Genomic DNA, 25,259 nt, shown 5'->3' with positions numbered 1-25,259 from the left:
GCAGATCCGCCGCTGCTTACCATTCCCCCATGCCCCGAGAGCATCTCACGTCCCTGCCCGGAACCCCTTGGCACGTATGGCGTTCCGCGTTGCTCCGGTCGGCCGGTTTTCCGGCCGACGGGATGAACCGGTTCGCCGCTCCGGCGCTCGCGGAGGCGGCCGACCGGCACCTGCGCGGGGACGGCGACGCCGCGGAGTTCGCCGCGGCGTTCGACGCCGCCGCGGCCGGCCTCGGGCAGGCGGTCTACGACATCGCCTGCGACGACGCCTTCCGTACGGCACTGACCTGGCAGAACCCGGCGGTCCTGCTCGCCGTCGACGCGATCCGGCGCGACGGCCCGCAGGCCCCGCGCAACCTGCGCCGGCGGCACCGGGAGGAGGTGATCGCGAAGTACTGGCAGCGGTACTGCCTGAAGAACGACACGGTGGGCTTCTTCGGCCCGATCTGCTGGACCGAGCTGGGCGGCACCGGTCCGATCGCGACGGTGCGTCAGGGCGCGGCGTTGACGCGTACCCGGAAGGTGTTCCTGGAGCGGTGGGGCCTGGACGCGCTCGCGGAGGCCTTCGCCCGCGTACCAGGCGTGCGCGACTGGCTGCCGGTCCGGCTGGCCCCGCACCTGAGCCTGCGCGACCGTGTGCTGCGGCGCCCGCACCATCCACCGCAGACGCTCCCGGCGGCGACCGCCGCGCTGCTCACGCTGGCGCGGCGCGGACCGCGCGTGGCCGACCTGGTCGCCGCGCTGCGCGCGGACCCGGCGAGCGGCTTCCGCCGGGCCGCTGACGTGCACGCGCAGCTCGACGACCTGGCCGGGCGCGGCGTGCTGCGGATCGGCTTCGACCTGCCGGTCGACCTCACCGCCGAGGACGCGTTGCGCGAGCAGCTCGCCGCGATCGGCGACGACACGGTGCGCGAGCGGGTGCTCGGCGACCTCGCGACGGTGAGCGACCTGCGCGACGCGGTGGCCGCCGCCGACGGCCCGGACGCGCTGGCCGCCGCGATGTCCGCGCTGGACCGGCGGTTCGTGGAGCTGACCGGACGGGACGCGCGGCAGCAGCCCGGCGAGGTGTACGCGGGACGCACGCTGTGCCACCTGGAGACGGTCCGCGACCTGGACGTCCGCTTCGGTGACGCGCTGCTGGAACGGCTCGCGCCGCTGGAACCGCTGCTGCTGTCGGCGCGGTGGCTCACCGCGGCGATCGGGCAGGCGTACGCCGACGCGCTGGCCGCCCTGTACCGCGACCTGGCGGCGGAGTCGGCCACCGACGACGTGCCGGTGGCCGACCTGTGGTTCCTGGCGCAGGCGGTGGTGTTCGGGGCGGACCCGCCCGCCGCCGCCGTCACCGCCGAGTTCCTGAACCGGTGGGCGACGGTGCTCGGCCTGGCCGACGCCGCCTCCGACGCCCGGGAGCTGCGGTTCGACGCCGCCGAGCTGACCGAGCGGGTCGCCGCCGCGTTCCCCGCCGACGCGCCCGGCTGGGCCGCCGCCCGCATCCACAGCCCGGACGTGCACGTGTGCGCCCCGGACGAGGCGGCGCTGCTGCGCGGGGACTTCACCGTCGTGCTCGGCGAGCTGCACGTGGCGCTGGCCGCGTTCGACACGCACTTCTTCGCGTACGGGCACCCGGACCCGCAGCAGCTGCGCGACGGGATGCGCGCCGACCTGCCCGGCGGCCGGGTCCGGCTGCTGTCGCCGGCGGACTGGCCCCGGCACACCGCCCGGATCGCGGAATGGCTGCACGGGCCCGCCGACGCCCAGCTCGGGTTCGTCGACGCGCCCGGCGCCGACCCGGACCGCCTCGTGCCCATCACCGCCCTGACCGTGCGGCCGGACGACGACGGCACGCTGACCGCGCACGCCGACGACGGGCGGCGGTGGCCGCTGCTGGAGGTGTTCGCGCCGCTGTTCGACTACCAGGTGTTCGACACGTGGAAGCTGGCCGGCAACGCCGGGCACACGCCGCGCGTCACGGTCGACGACCTGGTGCTGGTCCGCGAGACGTGGCGCACCACAGTGGGCGGGACCGGCCTGCACACGGTCAAGGGTGAGCGGGAACGCTACCTCGCGGTACGGCGCTGGCGGCTCGCGCTCGGCCTGCCCGAGCGGATCTTCGTGCGGGTCGACACCGAACTCAAACCCAGCTACGTGGACCTGACCAGCGGCGTCTACACCCGGCTGCTGTGCACGCTGCTGCGCGGCGCGCACGCCAAGGGCGGCGACGGCGTCGGACTCACCGTCACCGAGCTGCTGCCCGGCCCGGACGACGCCTGGCTGACCGACGGGGCCGGCCGGGCGTACGCCTCGGAACTGCGGCTACAGATCGTCGACCCGGCGCAGGTGCGGTAGCCACTCGGTGGCGTCCGCCGGCGCGTCGGGGGTCTCGGTGTCGAAAAGGCGCAGCCGGCGGACACCGTAGGCGCCGAGCGCCACCACGGCCAGGGCCAGCCCGGACACCACGAACGCGAACCCGAGTCCCCGGCCCGGACCGGTGCCGATCAGCGCGCCGACGCTGCCGGCCAGCGCGCCGCCGGGGGCGAACATCGGTTCCAGCAGCGACCCGCTCAGTGGTACCAGCACGGCGAAGCCCAGCGGCAGCGTCGCCCAGGTCAGCGTCTGGATGATCGCCAGCACCCGGCCGTGGAACCGCTGCGGCACCTTCACCTGGATGATCGACAGGTAGATGCCGTTGTGCAGGCCCAGGCCCAGCCCGACGCCGAAGCTGCCGAGCGCCACCAGCAGCAGGCTCGGGCGGACGCCGCTGAGCACCAGGCTGACCGCCACACCGAACGCGATGGCGATCAGCGCGGGCATCCGGCGGCGGGTCGGGCCGCCCCACACCGCGATGGCGAGCCCGCCGAGGACGGCGCCGAGCGCCTCGGCGAACGCCACCGTGCCGACCTGACCCATCGTGCCGAACGCGAGCACCATCGGCGGCACCAGCAGCAGGCTCGCCAGGCACAGGTTGTAGAGCGAGAAGAAGCCCAGCATGGCCCGGAAGCCCGGCTCGGCCCACGCCATCCGCGCGCCGCCGATCAGCTCGGCCAGGAACGGCTCCTTGCGCCGCCGGCCGAGCAGGTCGGGGAACCGCACCGCGGCCAGCACACCGATCGCCACCACGTAGCTGACGATGTCGATCACCAGGACGCCGGCCAGGCCGATCGCGGCGAGCAGGCCCGCAGCCAGCAGCGGCACCGCGAGCGAGCTGAGCCCGACGGCGAGCTGGGCGATGCCGTTCGCGTGTCCCAGGTAGCGCTTCGGCACCACCTGCGGGATCGCGGCCAGGTAGGTGATGCGTTGGAACACCGACGCCGCGCCGAGCACGCACACGAGCGTGTAGACGGCCGCCAGCCCGAGCCGGTCGGTCCAGAGCAGCAGCGCCAGCAGCGCCTCCGCTGTCACCGCCGTCGCGCACGCGGCCAGCAGCACCCGGCGCCTGTCGAACCGGTCCGCGACCGCGCCGGCGACCGGCAGCGTCAGCAGCGCCGGCAGGTACGCGATCACCCCGGACAGGCCGAACCACAGCATCGAGCCGGTCTCCAGGTAGACCCAGACCGGCACCGCCCACTGGGTCAGCGCCGAGCCGGTCGACGAGATGAGCTGGCTCGCGGTGATCGCCAGGAACCGGCGTACGCCCGGTTGCACGCCGGTCTCGGCGGTGACCGGATCGGTGCTGGTGGCCGCCAGTGCCCAGCCGTCACCGGCGAGGCGGCGCGGCGCGGCGGCCGGCTCGGCGAGCCGGGGATGGGTACGGGTGAGCACCTCGGCGAGCGCCTCGGCCCGCTGCTTGACGAAGTAGTGCCCGGCCTCGTCCAGCACCACGAGGGCGGTGGACTCGCCGAGGAAGCTCCACTCGCGGTACCGCTCCTCGTAGTACTCGGTGAGCACGTCATGGGTGCCGACGACGGAGATCACCGGTGCGGGCACCCGGACCGGTTCGCCGTCCAGCCACTCGGTGAACCGCTCCTGCGCCTCGGCGGCCTCCCGGCGTACGTGGTGGACGAACCGGTCGACCTGCGCCTGGTCCAGGTCGGCCAGTTCCGCGCCGATCGAGCGCAGGAACGTCTCGTACCGCCGGTCCGCGCCCCGCGAGTCGGCCCAGTCGACGAGCCGGCCGAGCATGTTGTCCGGCCGGGCGGTCGGGAACACGCCCCCGGCGTAGATCGCCTCGATCGGGCGTCCCCGCTCGTGCAGACGCCGGGCGATGCCGGTCAGCAGCGCGCCGCCGACGCAGTGGCCGTACAGGACCAGCGGGCCGTCCACCCGCTCCTCGATCTCGGCCACGCACCGCTCGACCAGCTCGTCGAAGGGCAGTTCGGTGTCGCGGACGCCGACGTCGTGGCCGGGGATCGCCACGGAGAACAGCGTGTGCCCGGCCGGCAGCGCGTCCGCGAGCGGCTGGTAGATGCTGGCGAGCCCGCCGCCGTACGGCACGCACACGTACGAGCGCACCCGCTGGTCCCCCGGGACCGGCCGGGTCAGCTCGTACAGCAGCGGACGCTGCCGGTCCCCGTCCGCCGGGGCGTCGATCAGCGCGGCCAGCCCCTGCACCGTCGGGTGCGCGAACACGTCCATCACACCGACGTCGACCTGCCCGTACGCCTCGCGCAGCAGCGCCAGCATCCGGATCGCCAGCAGCGAGTGCCCGCCCAGCTCGAAGAAGTCGTCGTCCAGGCTGACCTCGGGCACGCCGAGCACGTCGCGCCAGGTGGCGGCCACCGTATGCTCGACCGGGGTCACCGGGGGACGGCGCTGCGCGGGGGCGACCCCGGACGAGGGTGCGGGCAGCGCGGCGGTGTCGAGTTTGCCGTTGGCGGACAGCGGCAGCGCGTCGAGCGTCACGAACGCCGACGGCACCATGTACTCCGGCAGCCGCCGTTTCAGCGCCGCCCGCAGCTGCGCCGGGTCCGGGGCCTCCCCCGTCAGGTACGCCACGAGACGCTGCTCGGCGGGCGTGGCGCCGCGCACGACGACGGCGGCGGAGCCGACGCCGGGCTGTTCGCGCAGCACCGCGGCGATCTCCCCCAGCTCGATCCGCAGGCCCCGCAGTTTCACCTGGTCGTCGATGCGGCCGAGGAACTCCAGCGTCCCGTCGGTACGCCAGCGGGCCAGGTCGCCGGTGGCGTACAGCCGCCCGCCGGGCTCGCCGAACGGGTCGGGGACGAACGAGGCGGCGGTGAGTCCGGGGCGGTTCAGGTAGCCGCGGGCCACCTGCACGCCGCCGAGGTGCAGCTGCCCGGCCACGCCGGCCGGGACCGGCCGCATCGCCTCGTCGAGCACGTACGTGCGGACGTTGCGGATCGGCCCGCCGATCGGCACCCGGGTCACGCCGGTCAGCGCCTCGGGCGTGGCCGCCCAGGCGGTGACGTCGATCGCCGCCTCGGTGGGTCCGTACAGGTTGTGCAGCGCCGCGGACGGGATCGCGGTCACGGCGCGGCGGGCCAGGTCGGCGGGCAGTTCCTCGCCGCTGCACACGATCCGCCGCAGCGACCCGCAGCGGCCGGGTCCGCCGGGGTCGGCAGTGGACAGGAACGCGTCGAGCATCGACGGCACGAAGTGGACTGTGGTGATCCGCTCGCGTTCGATCAGCTCCCGCAGATACGCCGGATCGCGGTGCCCGCCCGGCGCGGCGAGGACCAGCCGCGCGCCCACGAGCAGCGGCCAGAACACCTCCCACACCGACACGTCGAACCCGATCGGCGTCTTGTGCAGCACCGCGTCGTCCGGTCCGAGCGTGAAGGCGTCCTGCATCCAGTCGAGCCGGTTGACGATCGCGGCGTGCTCGTTGACCACCCCCTTCGGCCGCCCGGTGGAGCCCGACGTGTAGATCACGTACGCCGCGTTACCCGGTCCGGCGGCGGTGCCGGCGGCGGTGCGCGGCCGGTCCGGCGCGGTCAGCGGCAGCACGGTGCCCGGGACGGTCAGCCCGTCCGGCAGCTCGTCGGCCAGCAGCACCCCGGCGCCGGCGTCGGCGAGCATGAAGGCCAGCCGCTGCGGCGGGTGGTCCGGGTCCAGCGGCAGGTACGCCGCGCCGGCCCGGTGGATGCCGAGCAGCCCGGCGATCAGGCGGCGGGAGCGGGGCTCGTGGATCGCGACCACCGACTCCGGTCCCACGCCGTGCGCGACCAGCCGCGACGCCACCTGCCCGGCGGCGTCGGACAACTCGGCGTACGTCATCCGGGTGTCGCCGTCGACCAGCGCGACCGCGTCCGGCGTGCGGCGGGCCTGGGCGTCGAACAGCTCCGCCAGCGTGGTCCGGCGCACCGGCGCGGCGGTGGCGTTCCAGCCGGTCACGACCGCCGTGTGCTCGGCGTCCGGCATGACCGGCAGCGCGCTGACCCGGGTCCGGGGCGCCGCCACGGCGGCGGCGAACAGCAGCAGGTAGCGGTCCGCGAACGCCTCCATCGCGGCACGCTCGAACAGCGCGGTGCGGTACTCCAGCCGCAGTTCGTCCCCGGCGATCTCCAGCGAGAGGTCGTCCATGGCGCCGCCGAACGCCTCGCCCCGGCCGGTGGGCAGGTGGTGGAACGTGAGCTGGTACAGCGGCGGCACGCCCGGGTCGCGTCGTACCGCCAGATCCTCGACGAGCTTCTGGAACGGCATGTCCTGGTGGTCCCAGGCGTCGAGCACGACGCGGCGGACCCGGCGGACCAGCGTCCGGAACGGTGGATCGCCCGACACGTCGACGCGCAGCACCAGCATGTTCATGAACATGCCGAGCAGCGGTTCCAGCTCGGCCCGGTCCCGGCCGGCCACCGGCATGCCGACCACCACGTCGTCGCTTCCGGACAGCCGGTGCAGCAGCGCCACGTAGGCGGCGAGCTGCACCATGAACGGGGTGGCGGCGGCCTGCTGGGACAGCTCCGGCAGCGCCGCCGTCACGTCGCCGGGCAGCGTGCGGCGGACGTCGGCGCCGTCGAACGTGAGGGTCGCCGGGCGCGGCCGGTCGGTGGTCAGCGCGTGCACGGCGGGCAGGCCGGTCAGCGCCTCCCGCCAGTATTCGCGCAGCTCGTCCCACCGGGGGCCGTCGAGGCGGTCGCGTTCCCAGGCCGCGTAGTCGGCGTACTGGATCGGCAGCTCGGGCAGGTCCGGCGCGCGGCCCGCGACGGCGGCGGCGCACAGCTCGGTCAGCTCGGCGCGCAGGTGGAGCAGGGACGTGCCGTCGAGGATGACGTGGTGCCCGGCGAACAGCAGCCACCAGGTGTGCTGGTCGAGCCGCAGCAGCCGGGCCCGCCACAGCGGGGCCGTGTCCATCGGCAGGTCGAGACCTGCGTACTCGGCGACGATCCGGGCGCGGGCGGCGTCCCGCTCCGGCTCGGACAGCGCGGACAGGTCGGTGACCGGCAGCTCCACCGGGACCGTGGGGTGAATGTCCTGGTAGAGCCGCCCGTCGTGCAGGCGCAGCGTGGTGCGCAGGGCCTCGTGCCGGTCGGTGACAGTCCGCAGCGCGGCGAGCGCCTGCTCCGGCCCGGCGCCCGCTGGCAGGGTGACCGCGTCGGTCATCGTGAACAGCGGCTGCCCGGGGCTGAGCTGGGCGGTGAACCAGACCCGCTCCTGGGCGTACGAGGCGGGAACGGTGTAGACGTCGTCCACCGGCGTGACGTCGTGGCGGGACTCGGTCATCCCGGCCGTCCCGGCCGGCGCAGGCGCGGGATGGGCGCCTCGGCCGGTGCGGAGGCGGACGGGGCGGCGCGCAGCGACTCGATCCGGGCGGCCATCGCCGCGACGGTGGGCGCGTCGAACAGCACCCGCATGGACAGCCGGGCGCCCACCGCCTGCCGGATGCGCAGCACCAGTTGCGCGGCCACGAGCGAGGTGCCGCCGAGCCGGAAGAAGTCGTCGTGCGGGCCGACCTCGGCCACGCCCAGCACGTCGCGCCAGATCCGGGCGACGGTGGCGGTGAGGTCGCCGTCGGCGGCGGTCACCGTCGAGGCGGTGGCCGCCGTGGTCGCGGCGAGCCGCCGCTCGTGCCCGGCGACCGCCTCCACCGTGTAGGCGCCGACCGCCACCGAGCCGGTCCGCCCCTCGGCAAGGATCCGGCACGCCGCGCGTACCGCCGCGTCCGGGGCCAGCCCGTCGTGGTCGGGTACGCCCTCCTCCCGCCACGCGCCCCAGGCCACCGACACCACAGGGGCCCGCCAGCCGTGCGGGCTGCGCGCGTACGCGTCGAGGAACGCGTTGGCGGCCGTGTCGTCGGCGCGGCCCAGGCCACCGGCGAGCGCCGTGACCGAGGAGCTGAGCAGCACGAAGTCGAGCGGCAGGTCGCCGAAGACCGCACGCAGCGCCAGCGTGCCGGTGACCTTCGGCAGCAGTTCGGCGGTCGCCTCAGCGGGCCGCGACCCGGCGGACAGCCCGGTGTCGGGCAGCCGCGCGGCGTGCACGATGCCGTCGAGTCCGCCGAGGTCGTCCTCGATGCCGGCGCGTACCGCCCGCAGCGCGTCCACGTCCGTCACGTCGGCGCGCACGTGCCGGACCTGCGCCCCGGCCCGTTCCAGCGCCTCGACCAGGTCCGGCCGGGCGGTCCGGCCGACCAGCACCAGCCGGGCGCCCCGGCGGGCCAGTTCGGCGGCGAACGCCCCGCCGATCCGGCCCAGCCCGCCGGTGATCAGGTAGCGCCCGCCGTCGCGCAGTGCCGGCCCGGTACGCCGGCGCGCCGGCGCCGCCGCGAACCCGCGGGTCCAGCGGCGCCCGCCCAGCCGCAGCGCGACCGCATCGGCCCGCTCGGCGCCGAGCAGTTCGTCCGCCAGCGCGTCCGCGCCCGGGTCGGCCGGGTCGGCGTCGACCCAGTGGCAACGCAGGCCCGGTCGTTCCAGCGGCACCGAACGCACCACCCCGGCGACTGTGGCGTGTTCCGGGCGCAGCAGGTCGGTGCCGGTCACGTCGGCCGTCCCGGCGGTCACCACGTCCAGCGTCACGTCGGCGGCCGGCAACGCCTCCAGCAGGGTCAGCAGCGCGAGGTACCCGTGTTCCTGGGCCGCCGCCACGGCGTCGGCGTCCGGGCCGGCCGGGTCGCCGTCGAGCGCCCACGCGTGCACGATCCGGGCGGCCCGGCCGTCGTCGGCGCACTCGTCGAGCAGGCGCTGGTGGTCGGTGACGCCGGCCGGGCGCAGCCGGTAGCCGTCCGGGCGGACCGCGAAGGCCGGTCCGGGGCGGACCACAGTGACGTCCGCGCCGCGCTCGCGCAGCCGGTCCGCGAGCGCCGTGCCGCGCTCACCGGCGGCGAACAGCAGCAGCGGGCCGGGCGCCTCGGCGGGTGCGAGGTCGGGCAGTTGGCGCCAGACCGGCACCTCGACCACGCCGTCGTCGTACCGCTCGTCGGTGGCCGGTTCGACGTGCACGGCCACCGGTTCCGGGTCGATCCAGTACCGGGCGCGCTGGTACGGGTAGCCGGGCAGCGGCACCCGGCGCGGCGTGCCGGAGGCGGGCACCCGCACCGGCACCCCGGCCGTCCACAGCCGGCCCGCCGCCTCGTACGCGGTCTGCCTGCCGGTCAGCCGCTCCCCCGGCGCGGGCAGCGTGCGCAGCGGCGACCGGGCCCCCGCCGGCAGGCTGAGCCGGGCCAGACCGGCGAGCTGCCGGCCCGGGCCGCACTCCAGCAGCAGCCAGTCGTCGGCGGCGCCGGTCGCGGCGAGCGCGGCCACCGTGGCGCCGAACCGCACCGGCCGGCAGAGCTGGTCGGCCCAGTACGCCGGGTCGGTGATCTGCTCGTCGGTGAACGGCGCGGCGGTCGCCGCCGAGAACACCGGCAGGTCCGGCGTCCGGCGCGGCACCGCCGCCACGAGCGCCGCGAACTCGTCGCGCACCGCCGCCAGCAGCGGCACGTGCATCGCGTACGGCGACCGCAGTGGCGTGCAGCCGATGCCGCGCTCGCGCAGGAGGACCTCGGCGGCGGCGACCGGTTCCGGTGCGCCGCCCACCACGCAGGTGTGCGGGCCGTTGCTGATCGCCACCGCGACACCGTCGGGCAGCAGCGGCGCGATCTCGTCGGCGCCGCGCTGCACGGCGAGCATTCGGCCCTCCGGCGCGGCCTGCACGAGGCGGCCCCGGGCGGCGGCGAGCCGCAGCGCGTCCGGCAGGTCGAACACCCCGGCCAGGGTCGCGGCGACCAGTTCGCCGACGGAGTGGCCGATCATCGCGGCGGGCGTGACGCCCCAGTGCCGCCACAGTGCCGCGAGCGCGTACTCGACGGCGAACAGCGCGGGCTGCGCCACCGCCGGTCCGGCCAGCCGATCGTCCGCGCCGGGCCCGGCGTCGAAGATGATCTCGTTCGCGTCCCAGCCGAGGATCGCGGCGCACTCGTCCACGGCGGCGGCGAACACCGGCTCGGTCGCGGCCAGGTGCGCGCCCATGCCGGGGTGCTGCGCGCCCTGGCCGGGCAGGAGCAGACCCACCCGGGGCGGCGTCGCGGCGTCCCCGGCGGCACGGCGCTTCGGGTCGGTGAGCGCCGCCGCGGCCCGGGCCCGGTCGACGGCGACGACGGCGGCCCGGTGCCGGTACGCCGGCCGGCCCTCCCGCAGCGTGTACGCCACGTCGCGCAGCTCCACATCGGGCGCGCCGGTGAGCCGCTCGGCCAGCCGGGCACAGGCGGCGGCCAGCGCGTCGGGGGTCGCGGCGGACACCTGGAGCAGCTCGCCGCCGCCGTGATCCGGCTCCGGGGGTACGCGCGGCGGCGCCTCCTGGAGCACCAGGTGCGCGTTGGTGCCGCCGAGGCCGAGCGAACTGACGCCGGCCCGCAGCGGTCGCTGGTCCTCGGGCTCCCACTTGGTCAGCGTGGACACCACGTAGAACGGGCTCGCCTCGATGTCGATGTCCGGGTGCGGGCGGTCGTGGTTGACGGTGGGCGGGATGAGCCGGTGCCGCATCGACAGGACGGTCTTGATCAGGCCGATCACGCCGCCGGCCGCGCTGAGGTGACCGATGTTGGCCTTCGTGGAGCCGACGCCGCACCAGCCCCGCTCGGCGATGCGCCGCCCGTACGCCGTGCTCAGCGCCGCCAGCTCGATCGAGTCGCCGAGGACGGTGCCGGTGCCGTGCGCCTCGACGTAGCCGACCGAACGCGGGGCGACGCCGGCGACGGCGAGCGCCTGCGTGACCACCTCCACCTGGCCGGTGACGCTCGGCGCGGTGAAGCTCGCCTTTGCCGACCCGTCGTTGTTCACCGCGTTGCCGATGACCAGCGCCCGGATGTCGTCGCCGTCGGCGAGCGCGTCGGAGAGCCGCTTGAGCACGACCACCCCGACGCCGCTGCCGTAGACCGTGCCGTCGGCGACCACGTCGAACGGGCGGCAGTGCCCGTCGGCGGAGGTGTAGCCCTCGTCGGCGACGTACCCGACGCCGTGCGGCAGTTCCACGCACACGCCGCCGGCGAGCGCCGTGTCGCACTCGCCGCTGCGCAGCGCCTCGGCGGCCAGGTGCACCGCGACGAGCGACGACGAGCAGGCGGTCTGCACCGTCATCGCCGGGCCGCGCAGGCCGAGCCGGAACGCGACGGTGCTGGCCAGGTAGTCCGGCTTGTTGCCGAGCGACACGCGCAGCTCACCGGCGTCGGCGAGCGCCCGCGGGTTCCGCCGGACGTGGAGCCACTGGTACAGGTCGGCGTTGCCGCCCGCGTACACGCCGATCTCACCGTCGTAGCGGGCCGGGTCGCAGCCCGCGTCGGTGAGCGCGGCGTGCGCGTGTTCCAGGAACAGCCGCTGCTGCGGGTCGGTCAGCTCCGCGTCGCGGGGGCTCAGCCCGAACAGCTCCGCGTCGAACCGGTCCACGCCGTCGAGCACGGCGGCCACCGGCACGTACGCCGGGTCGTCGAGCTGCTCCACCGGGACGCCCCGGGCCAGCAGCTCCGCGCGGGTGAACCGGGTGAGCGACTCGGCACCGACGACCAGGTTGCGCCAGAACTCCTCCGCCGACGCCGCCCCCGGCACGCGCAGGCTGAGCCCGACGATCGCGATCGGCTCCACTGTCTCGTTCACGCCATGACCTCCGGCTCGGCCGAATCGCTGATGTGCAGGCGCAGTTCGCTGACGTAGCGGCGGCCCGCGCGGTCGGGCAGCCACGCCTGCCCGAGCGCGGGCAGCAGCTCCGACACGGTCACCGCCACGTCGTCGCCGCCGGCCCGCCGGGCGGCGCGCAGCAGCAGGCAGAGCCGGTTGGCGTAGAGCGGGCTGGTCAGGTCCACGTAGGTGGGCTTGAGTTCGGTGGCCACCCGGACGAAGACCCGCTCCGGCAGGCCCAGCGCGGCCCGCCAGCGGCGTACCGCGAGGTAGCGGCGCGCCTGGTCGACGGCGTCGGCCAGGCCGCTCGCCCCGACGGTGGTGCGCCACGTCTCCCGGGCCAGCACCAGCCGGCCGACTGTCACCCGGGGGCTGTGCGGGCGGTCGGTCATCAGCTTGAACGCATCGCCAGCGTGCACCGCGATCAGGTCGGAGAACACCTCGACCAGCGGCCAGCGCGTGCCGTCCGGGCCGGTCGCCACCAGGTCGCCGTCCACCTCGGACACGATCGCCGCGTTCGCCGGCACGAGCCGGTCGCGCGGCGCGCCGGGCGCGTCGGCGAACGCGAGCCGGTGGTCGTCCGGCCCGTGCAGGGACGCGGACAGCCGCCCGCCGACGCGGGGGAAGCCGACCGGGTAGAGCGGGCGCAGCCGTACCGGGCCCAGGTCGGCCGCGTACGCGCGCCGCAGCCGGTCCAGGTCGGGGTGGCAGTGGGTGAACAGCTCGGCGTTGAACGTGGCGTACGCGGCGTGCAGCTCGCCGAGCACCGCCCCGACCTCACCGGCGGCCAGCGCCTCGGGTGACTCGGCGAACAGTTGCAGGTCGGGGCTGTGCACCCGGCCCGCACTCCAGCCGGGGCGGGTCGCCGGGAACGCGTCGGCCACCAGGGGCGCCAGCTCGGCCGCGGCGAACTCCACCCGGGTCGTTCCCTCGGGCAGTCCGGCCAGTCCGAGCACCCGCTCCCAACGGTCGGCGAACGCGGCCGCGACCCGGTCCACCGGCCGGTCACCGGGCCCGAACAGCGGCCCCTGCGCGACGAACCACAGGTCACCGAGCCGGACCGGCCCGTCGCCGCTCAGGTCGTCGTACAGGTCGCGCAGCGCGTCGCCGTACGCCGTGGCCAGCTCGACGGTGAGCCAGCGCGCCGCCCGCAGCGGCAGGTCCAGCGCCGGGGCCAGGGAGTCGAGCAGGCCGCCGCCGACGGTGAGGTCCACGTCGCGTGCGGTCTCCTCGTGGCACAGCGCCCGCCCGGCGTAGTTCTGCCCGGCCCGCCGGCGTGGCGGCAGCCCGGTGAGCGCGGTGAACTCGGCGTCCAGGGCGGACAGCGCGCCGGTGAGCGCGGCCGGGTCACCGGCGGCGTCGGCGACCCGGGCGCGGGCGGCGGCCAGCCGGTCCAGCCCGGCCAGCGCCCACGTGCGGCACTCCGTGTCACCGATCGCGGCGATCCGCTCCCGCAGGTGGTCCTGCGCGGCGAAGCCCTGCGGCAGGTCGAAGTCCCAGCGCAGCAGCCCTCGCTCGACGAGCTGCGCGAGCAGCAGGAACCCCTCCTCGGCGCGGCGTACACCGGTCTGCCCGTCGCGCACCAGGTCGTCGACGACGTCCCGGGCCGGGCGGGTGCCGTCGCACCGGCACAGCGCTGTCGACTCGCTCAGCGACACCGGTTCCGGGCGCTGGGCGGGCCGGTGCACGACCCGGCCCGCCAGGTGGACGTGCGGCGCCCGGACCGGGGCCAGCCACTGCCGGACCTGCGGGTCGGCGGCCAGCCGGTCGGCGTACGCGGCGAGCGCCCAGTGTTCGAGGTGGACGGCGCGGCGGCGGAGCAGCCCGGGGCCGGGCACAGCGGTGACGCCGGGCGCGCCCGGTGCCACGGTGCCCCAGCACACCGGCCCGAAGAAGCCGATGGTCTCGCACTTGGCGACGTAGCGCTGCCAGTACCCGGCGACGACGTTCTCCCGGCCCCGGCGGCGGACGTTGCGGGGTGCGTCCGGGCCGTCGCGGAGCAGCCCGTCCAGCGCCACCATCGCCTCCGGGTTCTGCCAGGCGACGGCCTCGCGGAACAGCGGATCGGCGGCGATCCCGCACAACGCCGCCGACGACGCCCGGACGGCGGTGGCGTACGCGGCCGCGAACGCCGTCTCGTCCAGCTCGCCGGTGAGGTGCCGGTCGGCGGCGTCCGCGCAGTCCGGCGCGGCGAACCGGTCCAGTCCGTCGGCGGGGAACCCGGCGCTGCGCAGCAGCACGTCCCGCCACACCGACCAGCCGGTGTCGCCGAGGGGGACCAGGTACGTCACCGCGGCTCCTCCTCCACCACCGGGCGGCGCTGGACCCGCTGGCGGCGTAGCGCGCCCCGGCGCGCCGCCCGTTCCACCGCCTCGTCCTCGGCGTCCTCGCCGGACGACGGCGCACCGAGGCTGTCCAGGTGCGCGGCGAGCGCGCGGACGGTCGGGTGGTGGAACAGGTCCACGACCCGCAGGTTCGTGCCGAGCAGCCGGTTGAGCTGCCGTTGTACGACCGCGACCGCGAGCGAGCCGCCGCCGACGTCGAAGAAGCTGTCCGTCGCGCCCACCTCCGGTACGCCGAGCACGTCGCACCAGACCGAGGCGATCCGCCGTTCGGTGGCGGTGGCCGGGCGGACGGCGGGTACTCCGGCGCGGCCTCCGGCCCGGTTCACCCGGGCGGCCCGCGGCACGTCGCCGGCCGTTCCGGCCGGGACGGCGGTCCAGGCGGGCAGCTCGGCCACCGGCCGCTCCGGGTCGGCGACGCCGGCCCGCAGCAACCGCTCGACGTCGGCGAGCACGTCGGTGATCAGGGCCTCGCCGTAGACGTCCGGGTTGAAGACGATCTCCACGCGCAGCCGCCCGTCCCGGGTGACGCCGTAGAGCGTGAGGTCGAACGGTGAGCCGGGCGCGGGCACCGGCACCGGTTCGGCGGCCGGCCCGGCCAGGTCCAGCCGGGGTTCGTCGAACGTGTACATGTTGAACAGCACCTGTACCAGCGGGCTGCGGTCGAGCAGGCCGCCCAGCCCGAGGCCGCCGACGATGCGTTCGACAGGTGCCTCCGGGTGGGCGAGCGCGGCGAGCAGTTCCTCCCAGGCGGCGCGGACGTGCGCCGCGAAGCCGGCCCCGGGCGTCCGGCGCAGCCGCAGCGGCGCGATCTCGATGAAGAAGCCGACCATCGCCTCGAAGTCGGCGGCCCGCCGGTCCACAGTGGGTGTGCCGACCACCAGGTCGGGCAGGCCGGTACGCCGGGCCAGCACCAGCGCGAACGCGGCGAGTACGGCAGCCGCCGGGGTCGCGCCGAGCCCGGCGGCGAGGTCGGTGAGCGCGGCGGTGGCGGCCCGGTCCAGCCGGGTACGCACCGTCGCGCTGGTGTACGTCTGTTCGGCCGGCCGGTCCCGTCCACCGGGGAGTCGCAGCACCACAGGCGCCCCGGTCAGGTGCTCCAGCCACCAGTCGAGGTCGGCGGCGGCGCGGCGCCGGGCACGGTCGGCGCGCCAGGCCACGTAGTCGCCGTACGTGGCGGGCAGCGGCGGTAGCGGCGGCCCGTCCCCGAGCGCGGCCCGGTACGCGGCGGCGAGGTCGGCGTAGAACAGTGACTGGGACCAGCCGTCGAACACGGCGTGGTGGGCGTACACGGCCAGCACGTGCTCGTCGGCGCCGGTGCGGATCAGCTCGGCCCGCCACAGCGTGTCGGTGGCCAGCGCGAACGGTGTGGCGGCGCTCGCCGCGAGATGGCCGGCGAGATCCGTGCCCGGGGGAAGGTCGCGTACCGGCAGCGGCACCGGTGCGACCGGGTCGGCGACCGCGTACGGCACGCCGTCGCGCTCCGGGATGCGCCAGCGCAGGATCTGCTGCCGGTCCGCGACTGCGGTGAGCGCCGTGGCGAGCGCCGCCACGTCGAGCGGGCCGGTGATCCGTTCGGCGAACGCGACGTTGTACGCGGACGCGGCGGCCGGGAAGTAGCGGTCGAGGAACCACAGCCGCTGCTGCGCCGGGGACAGTGCCGGTGGCCGTCCCCGGACCACCGGGGCCGGGCCGGTTCCGGCGGCGGCGTCGGCGCGGGCGGCGATGCCGCGTGGCGTCCGCCCGACCAGCACGTCCTCGATGGCGAGGTCGCGGCCCAGCCGCTCGCGCAGGTCGGCGACCAGCCGCATCGCGGTGATCGAGTGCCCGCCCTGGTGGAAGAAGTCGTCGTCGCGGCCGACCGCGGGCACGTCCAGCAGCGCGGCCCACGCCTGCGCGACGAGGCGTTCGGTGTCGGTGGCGGGCGGCTCGCCGGACGGCACGGGAGCCGGTGCGGCGAGGTCGAGCGCGGCCAGCCGCTCGGTGTCGATCTTTCCGTTGATGGTGATCGGCAGCGCGGGCATGGTGTGCATCCGGGCCGGTACGGCGGCGGGCGGCAGCAGCCGGGCGCAGTAGTCGCGCAGCTCGGCGGCGTCCAGGCCGGTCGCCACGTACGCGACGAGTTCCTGACCGCCGGCGCCGGCCCGGACCTGGACGCTGGCCAGGTCGACGTCCGGGTGGCGGCGCAGCACCGCCTCGACCTCGCCCAGCTCGATCCGCTGCCCGCGGATCTTGACCTGCCGGTCGGCCCGGCCGAGGAACTCCAGGTTCCCGTCCGGCAGCCACCGGGCCAGGTCACCGGTGCGGTAGAGCCGTTCCCCCGGCTTGCCGGAGAACGGGTCCGGGAGGAACCGTGCCGCCGTGCGGGCGGCGTCGAAGAGGTATCCGCGGCCGAGCCCGGGACCACCGGCGAGTACCTCGCCGATCTCCCCCGGGCCCACTTCGCGCAGCTCGTCGTCGACCAGGTGGATGCGGTGGTTGGCGGCGGGCCGGCCGATCGGGATGGGCCGGGTCCAGTCGCCGCTGCCCTCGAACCAGGTCACCAGTACCGTCGCCTCGGTCGGGCCGTACACGCTGATGAACCGGCGGCCCCCGGCCGTCCAGCGGCCGACCTGTTCCGGGCCGGTCGCCTCGCCGCCGGTGACGACAAGCCGTACGCCGGGAAGCCGGCCCGGGTCCAGCAGCGGCAGGATCGGCGGCGGCAGCACCACCACGTCGACCGCCTGCTCGGCGCAGATCCGGTAGAGCCGGGTCGGGTCGGCCCGCTCGGCGTCACCGGCGAGCACGACTGTGCCCCCGGCGGCGAGCGGGGCGAGCATGTCGGCCACCGACGCGTCGAACCCGATCGAGGCGAACGCCAGGCACCGGGTCGCCGCGTCGAACCCGGAGAACTCCGCGATCGAGGTGACCTTCTCGGTCAGCGCCCTGTGCTCGATCACCGCGCCCTTCGGTTGCCCGGTCGACCCGGACGTGAACATCGCGTACGCGGTGGTGCCGAGCGTCGCCGGGGTCGGCTGCCAGGGCGCGGTGCCGGCGGGGACGTCCAGCACGGTCCGGCCGGTGAACGCCTCGGCGGCGGGCGTACCCACGACGACGCGCAGGCGGGCCTCGGCGGCCAGCTCCCGCAGCCGGCCGGCCGGCAGCGCCGGGTCGAGCGGGACGTACCCGGCGCCGGCCGCCTGCACGCCGAGCAGCGCGACCACCAGGTCAGGGCGGCGGTCCACGCAGACGCCGACGAGGTCGTCCGCGCCGATGCCGTGGGCACGCAGCGACGCGGCCAGCGCGGCGGCCCGGCCGACCAGGCCGGCGTAGCTGAGCGTCAGGTCGCCCTGCACCACGGCCGGGGCGGCGGGACGCCGCCGGGCGTGCGCCGCGACCATGTCGGGCAGACACTCCTGCGGGTAGGGCAGCTCGGGACCGGTCATCGTCGCGCCTCGATCCAGTGCCGGGTCCGCCGGAACGGGTAGCCGGGCAGCGGCACCCGCCGGCCGGGCGGTACGGGCAGGTCGGCACCGGCGCGCCAGGCGCGGACTGCCTCGTCGCCGTCGACCGGGTCGCCGGCCGCGAGCGCGGTCAACCCGGCCACCGCCTCCCCGGCGTCGGCGCACGCGACAGCGTCCCGGTACGCCAGTCGCCGCCGTCCCACCGCGAGCGTGTGCGCCACGTCGGCCACCGCCAGGTCGCCGTCGGCCAGCCGGACGGCCAGCCGCCGGGCCAGTTCCCGCAGCGCCGCCGGGCTGCCCGCGGACAGACCCAGCACCACCGGGCCGGGTGCCCCGGCGTCCGCCGCGTCCGGCGCGGGCGCGGGCTCGACGAGGACGTGCGCGTTGGTGCCGCCGAGGCCGAACGAGCTGACGCCCGCGCGCCGCTCCCCCGTCCACGACCGGCTCTCCGCGCCGACGTCGGCACCCGCTGCGGCCAGGTCGATGTCGTCGTGCGCGGCGGTGAAGTGCGCGGTACCCGGCACCTGCCCGGTGCGGACCGCGTACACGGCCTTGATCAGCGAGAGCACGCCCGCCGCGGCGTCCAGGTTGCCGAGGTTGCCCTTCACCGAGCCGAGCAGCAGCGGCGCGCGGGCGCCCCGGCGTACCCGGGCCAGCGCGTCCACCTCGATCGCGTCGCCCACCGGCGTGCCGGTGCCGTGCCCCTCCAGGTAGCCCACGTCGGCCGCGTCCCAGCCGACCGACGCCAGCGCCTCCGCCATCACCGCCGCCTGCCCGGACACGCCCGGCACGGTGAAGCCGGGCCGGTCGGCGCCGTCGTTGTTCACCGCCCACCCGGCGAGCACGGCGTACACGTGGTCGCCGTCGGCGCGGGCGTCGGCGAGCCGCTTGAGCACCACCGCCCCGGCGCCGTTGCCGAACACCTGCCCGGTGGCGGCGGCGTCGTACGGGCGGCACACCCCGTCGGTGGCCAGCAACCCGCCGGGCCGCAGCCGGTACCCGGCCTGCCGGGTGGAGACCACCGCCGCGCCGCCCGCGATCACCACGTCGCAGCGGTAGTCCAGCAGGCTCTGCCCGGCCTGGCACACCGCGACGAGCGCCGTCGAGCAGGCCGTCTGGACCGCCACGGCCGGACCGGAGAGCCCGAGCGCGAACGCGGTCCGCGTCGGCAGGTAGTCGCAGCCGGAACCGGTCAGCGCGTCGTCCCAGTCCTCGGCGAGCGTGCCCGCCGCCGGCGCCAGCGCGGGGTTGCCGAGCAGGTGGTGGTGCAGGTAGCGGTTGGGCGCGCATCCGGCGAACACGCCGATCTGGGCCGGGTCGCGGTCCGGGTCGATCCCGGCGTCCTCCAGGGCGTGCCAGGCGACCTCCAGGAACAGCCGGTGCTGCGGGTCGAGCAGCGCCGCCGCGGCGGCGGGATAGCCGAACAGGTCCGCGTCGAAACCCTCCAGGTCGTCGAGCCGGCCGAACGCCGGCACCCAGTCCGGGCCGTCCGGCACGCCCTCACCGGCCGGGGTCCGGCGCACCGAGTCCACCCCGGACAGCAGGTTGCGCCACAGCGCCGGTGCGTCGTCCGCGCCGGGCACCCGGCAGGACAGGCCCACCACCGCGATCCGGTCGTCGTCGCTCACGCCCGTCCCTCCCCGCCGCCGGCCCGCGCGGCGGCGCGGCGGGCCATCCGGCGTCCGACCGCGGCCAGCCGGCCGTCCTCCGGTACGCCCGCGGCGTCCCCTGACGTCTCCAGGTACGCGGCCAGCGCCGCCACTGTCGGGAACTCCACCAGCCGGGCCAGCGGCACCCGGCGGCCGAGGTGTTCCTCCAGGTACCCCTGCACCAGGGCGAGCTGGAGCGAGTGCCCGCCCGCCTCGAAGAAGTTCGTCATCCGGTCCACTGTGGTCAGTCCGAGCACCGCGCACCAGCCGGCCGCGATCGCCTGCTCGACCGGCCCGGCCGGCGGCCCGGAGGTGACCGGTCCTCCGGCGTCCGGGCGGCCGGCGTCCGGGTCGGGCAGGGCGGCCTGGTCGAGCTTGCCGGTCGGCCCGATCGGTAGCTCCGGCACCGTCACCACCGCCCGGGGCACCATGAAGTCCGGCAGCACGGCGGCCAGCCGTTCCCGCAGTGCCGACGGATCGACGACCGTCCCGGCGGCGGCGACCACGTACGCGACGATCTCCTGCTCGCCCGCGCCGGACGCGCCTCGCCGCGCCACCACCGCCGCGTGGGCCACGCCGGGCTGCGCCGCCAGGCAGGCCTCGATCTCGCCCAGTTCCACCCGGTAGCCGCGGATCTTCACCATCCGGTCGCCGCGGCCCAGGTAGACGAGTGTGCCGTCGGGCAGCCGCCGCGCGATGTCCCCGGTCCGGTACGCGCGCACCCCGTCGTACTCGGTGAACCGGGCCGCGGTCAGCTCCGGCAGGCCCAGGTATCCGAGCGCGACGTGCGGGGTCCGCACCACCACCTCGCCGGTGAGGCAGGCGGGACGCCCGGCCGGGTCGGTCAGCACCACCTCGACGCCCGGCAGCGGGTGCCCGATCGGCACGACGGCCCGCCCCGGGTCGGCGTCCGGCGGCAGGTGGTGCTGCGCGGCGAAGCTGATCTCGGTGGTGCCGTACCCGTTGACGAACACCACGCCCGGCGCGAACGCCCGCCGGGCCAGCGTCACGTCGTGCCGGGTGACCTCCTCGCCGCCGAGGACCACGGCGCGGACCGACGGCAGCCGCCCGTGCTCGCCGAGGCTCGCCACCACGTACCGGAAGACGGTGGGGGTGGAGTGGTAGACGGTGACGCCCCGGGCGGCGAGCGCACCGGTGAGGTGGCTGAGGCCGTGCGTGCGGACGTCGACCGGGACGGCGGCGGCGCCGGACAGCAGCGCGCTGAACGTGTCGGTGACCGCCATGTCGTAGCCGAACGAGGTGAGCACGCTCGTGCGGTCGTCCGGCCGGACGGCGAAGTTGCGCACGTGGTTGCGGACACCGAACAGGACGTTGCGGTGGCTCTGCACCACGCCCTTCGGCTTCCCGGTGGACCCGGAGGTGTAGAGCACGTACGCCGGATCGTCCGGACGCGCGGGCCCGGCCGGCACCGGCACGCCGGGCTCACCCCGGCGCAACGACACGACAGGCAACTCCAGCCCGGCGTCGGCAGCGAGCGTGGCGGCGCGCTCTTCGTGGCCGGGGTCCGCGACGATCGCCCGGACGCCTGCGTCGCGCAGCATCGCGGCCAGCCGGGCCGCCGGGTACGCCGGGTCCAGCGGCACGTACGGCGACCCCGACGCCAGCGCCGCCAGGATGCCGGTGATCGTGGCGACGCCGTGGCGGCACAGCACCGCCACCGGCGCCGTGACGTCACCCGGCCCGGCCAGCGCTTCGGCGGTCGCGGCGACTGCCGAGCCGAGTTCCCGGTAGGTCACCGTTGCGTCGTCGGCGAGCACCGCCGACCGTTCCGGGTACGCCCGCACCGCCGCGGCGAACGCGGCCGGGATGGTGTCGCCGCGTACCCGGCCGGCCTCGGTGCCGTCGCCGCCGTGCAGCCGCCACAGGTCCGGCACCGGACGCCGCTCGTAGCGGGCCGACGGCAGCACCCCCGCCGACGGGTCGTCCGGGTCCAGTATGGACAGGAACTCGGCCAGGTCGGCGCGGAGGTCGTCGGCGTACGCGGCGGGCAGCCCGGACACGGTGACGCCGGCCAGGTCGGCGCTCACCTCGACGGTGGCGTCGACCGGGTGGTCCGGCCGCGCCGGGCACAGCGACCGGCACAACTCCCGGATCGGCGCGTCGGCGGTCAGGTCGAGCGTCACCGGGTCGCCGCCGTGCCGCAACGTCACCACGGGGGATCCGGTGTACCGGCGTACCAGCAGGGCGGTGGCGGTGAGGACGACGGCGGCCGGGTCGACGCCCGCGGCGCGCGCCCGGACGGCGAGCCGCGGCGGCAGGCCGAGCGGCTGCGGAGGCGGGCTCACCGCTGGTCCAGGACGGCGGCGACCACGTCGGCGAGCGTGGAGACCTCGGCGTCGGGCTCGGCGATCCGGAAGTCGTCGCAGTAGCTGCCGGTGCCGTGCACCACGATCTCGTACCCGGCCGGCACCAGGCCCCGGTCGACGGCGTTGCAGACGCCGGTCAGCGCCATCAGGATCGACCACTCCCGCAGCCGGGCCGGATCCTCGGGCAGGGTCAGACCGGCGTCGGCGAGCCACTGCCGGGCGACCGGGTAGCGCCGGACGCACTCGCGCCGCGACACCACGATGCCGTCGCCGCCGTGCCGTTCGATGAGCGCGTTCATGGCCGGGGAGGTCACCGGCCGGTGGGTGTAGAACGTCGGGTCGAGCACCTCGGCCGGATCGTCGGTGACGGCCGGGAAGCGCAGGTCGACGTCCTGCGTCCAGACGCCCCGGCTCTCGTCGAGCGTGTACGCCGGGCAGTGGTCCCGCTCGAACGAACCGTGGCGCAGGCTGAGCACCATGTCCGGCGTGCCGAGGTGCTGCACGAGCAGGAAACCGGGCCGGTCGGCCGGGTCGGCGTCACCGGCCGCCTCCAGCACGTCGCGGCCCAGGTTGTAGCCGAGCAGGCCGAACGCGCTGGACACGGCGTGCACGTGCCAGCGCGCACCGGTGGCCGGCGACACGTCGGCCTCGAACGCGGCCCGGGCGGCGTCGGCGACCAGGTAGTTGCGCAGGTCGAGGGTGTACCAGAGGGTGACGCCGTGCTTGTCGTACGCGGTGGCGGCGTACTCGTCGACGAATGCGCGGCCGAGCGCCTTCACGCCCTCCGGGTCCGCGCCGGTGTACCGCAGCAGCGGGTTGACCGCACGGGTCGCGGGATCGTCGGCGAGCGCGTCGTGGCGGAACTTGTGCCGGGTCGCCGCCGGAGCCAGCACCACGATGGACAACTGCTCCGGGGTCACCAGCCCGGCCGCGTACGCGCGGGCCACCGAGTCGCGCAGCGCCACGCCCTTGTTGCCGGAGGTCGGGGTGACGATGCACAGCCGCTCACCGGTACGCCGGATGTGCTCCACCGCGCGGCCGACGATGACCATCGAGGCGAACGTCTTCGTGGTCCGGGTGCCCGGGTTGGCGGTCAGGTCGAGCATCGTCAGGTCGTGCCCGCCGTAGTGACCCAGCGGGGACCAGCTGACCGTGGCGGCGGCGTAGAACTCGCGTACCTGCGGGGTCAGCTCGGGCAGGTCGAAGCCGGGCGCGAAGCCGGGCGTGCCGGGCGCGTCGCCGGGGACCGCGCCGCACCGGCGCACCGCCGACGCGATCACGTCGTAGTAGTCGGTGATCATGTTGCGGGTGGCCGGGGTGGTCACGGTCATCGGGCTTCCTCCAACACACTCCGGGCCGGCGCCGGCGGCACCGTTCGCAGATGGTCACGCAGGGCGGTGAACCGGCGGGCGATCTCGGGCAGCTCGCTCGCGTGCCAGCCGCCGGCCAGGTCCGGCCGGTACGCCGCCAGCGCCGCCCGGGCGCGCTCCGGGTAGCGGACGTGGCCGCCGCCGACCTCGACGCCGTCGCGGCGCCCGGCGGCGGTGTTCCAGGCGACCGCCTGCGCCACCGGCAGCTCGGCCGGCAGCCGCAGCTCGGTCCGGCCGCCGGTGAGCCGGACCGGATAGCCGCCCGGCAGTCCCAGCGGCCCGGGCAGGCTCGCCGTCACCTCGTCGCCGGTGGCGAGCGCCGCCACCAGGGCGGCCCCGGCGTGCCCGGCGAGCGCGTTCAGCTCCGGCCGGGGCAGCGCGCGGTAGCCGGCGAGCAGGCCGGTGACGTCCGGGACGGGCCGGCCGTCGAGCCAGGCGCGTACCTCGGCGGTGTCCTCGTCGTCGGGGCCGGGCGCGGCGAGGTGGGCGTGGTGGCCGAGCACCGCCAGCCGGCGCTGGCCGGGACGGCCGAGCGCGGCGTCCAGGCACGCGGCGAGCGTCGCCACGTTGCCGATGCCGCAGCGCACCGGCAGGTCCCGCGCGGCGAGCAGCGGGTTGACCGCGTCCGGGAACGCGCCGTTGACGAGCGTCGCGCCGGGCGCGCCGCCGGCCAGCGCGGCGGCCAGCCGGGACACCAGCTCGGCCTGCAACGCCAGCGTCACCCCGAAGCCGGCCGCGGCGATCAGGTCCGTCCAGGCCGACGGCGTCGACACCCGCTCGTACGGCGACTGCGCGGACGCGGCGCAGACCAGCACGTCGGGCCGGAGCCGGGCCATCGAGGCGGCGTCGGCGGCGTACCCCTCCCCCGGGCCGGCGCCGGGTTCGGCGGTGAACGGCCGGGCGGTGACGGCGACGGGGGTGCCGGCGACTGTGGCGCGCACCCGCGCGGCCCGGGCGAGCGCGTGCGCCGCGTCCGGGTCGCGGGCCAGGACCGTCACGCGCAGCGGCACCGGGGTCGGCGTCGCGGCCAGGGTGTGGCACAGCGAGCGGGCCAGCCGGCCGGCGCCCACCACGACGACGTGCCGCGCGTCAGCGGACCGGGCTGACATCGCGTCCCGCCTCCGTGACCCGGTCGACCCAGTCGGCGAACGACCCGGCGCGCAGGCAGCTCGCCGGGGACACCTCCAGCCCGGCCATCTCCCGTACCCGCAGCGCCATCCGCAGCGCGGTCAGCGAGTGCCCGCCGAGCGCGACGAACGTGTCGTCGTCGTGCACCGCGTCGACGCCGAGCGTGGCCCGCCACGCCTCGCGCAGCCGGTCGGTGAGGGCGCCACCGGCCGGTTCCGCCGCGACCCCGGCGGGCCGGGGCGGTGGCGGTGGCAGCTCCCGCCGCGCGACCTTGCCGTTGGGCAGGCGGGGCAGCCGGTCGACCAGGACGATCTGGTCCGGGCGCATCGCGGGCGGCAGCGCCGAGGCCAGGTAGCCCTGGAGCAGCCCGGTGGTCAGCAGGTGGTCGGTGGGCTCGTCCCGCGGCGTCGCCGCGGGTGGTGGTTCCTGCGGCCGTACGGCGTAGACGTAGCTGACGTCGGCGTCCGCGCCGACGTTCCAGTCGCCGATGTCGTGCACCTCGAACCCGGCCGCGCACAGCAGCTCGCGCACCAGCGGGGTGGTCACGCTGCTGCGCTCGACCTCCAGGCAGACCTGGCGGATCCGGGGCCAGTGCTCGGGGCGCAGCCCGCGCAGCACGCTCAGCTCGGCGCCCTCGGTGTTGATCTTCAACAGGTCGACGCGGTCCAGCCCGAGGCGGTCCAGCAGGTCCGACAGCGTCACCGTCGGCACCACGTGCGCCACCGGGGCGAGGCGGCGGCGGGCGTCCGCCAGGAGCGCCGCCTGTTCGGTCTCGTCGGCGTCGCCGCCGCCGTGGCGGTAGTGCGACCGGACCAGGTCGGAGGCGGCGCCGGCCCGGTCGGCGCCGAGGCCGGACAGGTAGCTCAGCTCGGGGAACGAGGTCAGCTCGGCGGTGCCGGCCGCGTCGGTCACGGCGGCCTCGACGACCGACGCGGACCCGGCGTAGAGGCCGAGGTTGGCGCGCAGGTACGGCAGCGTGTCCGGGTTCGGTTCGACCGCCACGAGCCGCACGTC

The 25,259-nt window shown here is 76.3% G+C and carries 10 protein-coding genes; 1 reads left to right on the top strand and 9 read right to left on the bottom strand.

Features of this window, described 5'->3' with window-relative positions; translation table 11 throughout:
- Positions 1-29: 29 nt before the first annotated feature.
- The gene (locus ACPCK6_RS23455; RefSeq protein WP_423482236.1) at positions 30-2,345 is read left to right on the top strand and encodes a lantibiotic dehydratase; all 2,316 of its coding nucleotides are present in this window, start codon (positions 30-32) and stop codon (positions 2,343-2,345) included.
- Here ACPCK6_RS23455 and ACPCK6_RS23450 read toward each other — a convergent pair.
- The 9 genes from ACPCK6_RS23450 to ACPCK6_RS23410 form a co-directional block, all read right to left on the bottom strand.
- Entirely contained in the window at positions 2,313-7,619 is a 5,307-nt protein-coding gene (locus tag ACPCK6_RS23450; RefSeq protein ID WP_423482235.1) for a non-ribosomal peptide synthetase/MFS transporter, read from the bottom strand. The two genes, ACPCK6_RS23455 and ACPCK6_RS23450, sit on opposite strands and share 33 nt — an antisense overlap.
- On the bottom strand, positions 7,616-11,965 hold the full coding sequence (locus ACPCK6_RS23445) for a type I polyketide synthase (protein ID WP_423482234.1): 4,350 nt from the start codon (positions 11,963-11,965) through the stop codon (positions 7,616-7,618). The genes ACPCK6_RS23450 and ACPCK6_RS23445 overlap by 4 nt, the downstream gene beginning before the upstream one ends.
- Positions 11,962-14,277 (bottom strand): lantibiotic dehydratase, encoded by a 2,316-nt coding sequence (locus ACPCK6_RS23440; RefSeq protein WP_423482233.1) that lies wholly within the window; start codon positions 14,275-14,277, stop codon positions 11,962-11,964. The genes ACPCK6_RS23445 and ACPCK6_RS23440 overlap by 4 nt, the downstream gene beginning before the upstream one ends.
- Positions 14,274-17,753, bottom strand: coding sequence for a non-ribosomal peptide synthetase (locus tag ACPCK6_RS23435; protein WP_423482232.1), 3,480 nt, complete (start codon positions 17,751-17,753; stop codon positions 14,274-14,276). Before ACPCK6_RS23435 ends, ACPCK6_RS23440 begins: the two co-directional genes overlap by 4 nt.
- Positions 17,750-19,399 (bottom strand): beta-ketoacyl synthase N-terminal-like domain-containing protein, encoded by a 1,650-nt coding sequence (locus tag ACPCK6_RS23430; protein WP_423482231.1) that lies wholly within the window; start codon positions 19,397-19,399, stop codon positions 17,750-17,752. Before ACPCK6_RS23430 ends, ACPCK6_RS23435 begins: the two co-directional genes overlap by 4 nt.
- Complete coding sequence (locus tag ACPCK6_RS23425) at positions 19,396-21,726, bottom strand: non-ribosomal peptide synthetase (protein WP_423482230.1); 2,331 nt, start codon at positions 21,724-21,726, stop codon at positions 19,396-19,398. The genes ACPCK6_RS23430 and ACPCK6_RS23425 overlap by 4 nt, the downstream gene beginning before the upstream one ends.
- Complete coding sequence (locus ACPCK6_RS23420) at positions 21,723-23,078, bottom strand: DUF6002 family protein (protein ID WP_423482229.1); 1,356 nt, start codon at positions 23,076-23,078, stop codon at positions 21,723-21,725. Before ACPCK6_RS23420 ends, ACPCK6_RS23425 begins: the two co-directional genes overlap by 4 nt.
- Positions 23,075-24,226, bottom strand: a complete 1,152-nt coding sequence (locus tag ACPCK6_RS23415) for a potassium transporter TrkA (RefSeq protein ID WP_423482228.1) — start codon at positions 24,224-24,226, stop codon at positions 23,075-23,077. Before ACPCK6_RS23415 ends, ACPCK6_RS23420 begins: the two co-directional genes overlap by 4 nt.
- Positions 24,207-25,259 (bottom strand): FkbM family methyltransferase (locus tag ACPCK6_RS23410; protein ID WP_423482227.1); only part of this gene is annotated, 1,053 nt, incomplete at its 5' end. The genes ACPCK6_RS23415 and ACPCK6_RS23410, both read right to left, overlap by 20 nt.

The organism is Micromonospora sp. AB353, from assembly GCF_049538395.1.
In the GTDB taxonomy this organism is placed as follows: Bacteria; Actinomycetota; Actinomycetes; order Mycobacteriales; family Micromonosporaceae; genus Micromonospora; species Micromonospora aurantiaca.
Note: the sequence above shows the minus strand (reverse complement) of the source record. Positions and strands in the feature narration are given on the sequence as shown.

What these genes read in the sequence shown, in the direction of transcription:
- ACPCK6_RS23455 (WP_423482236.1), top strand. Translation starts at nt 30, where the DNA reads ATGCCCCGAGAGCATCTCACGTCCCTGCCCGGAACCCCTTGGCACGTA.
- ACPCK6_RS23450 (WP_423482235.1), bottom strand. Translation starts at nt 7,619, where the DNA reads ATGACCGAGTCCCGCCACGACGTCACGCCGGTGGACGACGTCTACACC.
- ACPCK6_RS23435 (WP_423482232.1), bottom strand. Translation starts at nt 17,753, where the DNA reads ATGACCGGTCCCGAGCTGCCCTACCCGCAGGAGTGTCTGCCCGACATG.
- ACPCK6_RS23420 (WP_423482229.1), bottom strand. Translation starts at nt 23,078, where the DNA reads ATGACCGTGACCACCCCGGCCACCCGCAACATGATCACCGACTACTAC.
- ACPCK6_RS23415 (WP_423482228.1), bottom strand. Translation starts at nt 24,226, where the DNA reads ATGTCAGCCCGGTCCGCTGACGCGCGGCACGTCGTCGTGGTGGGCGCC.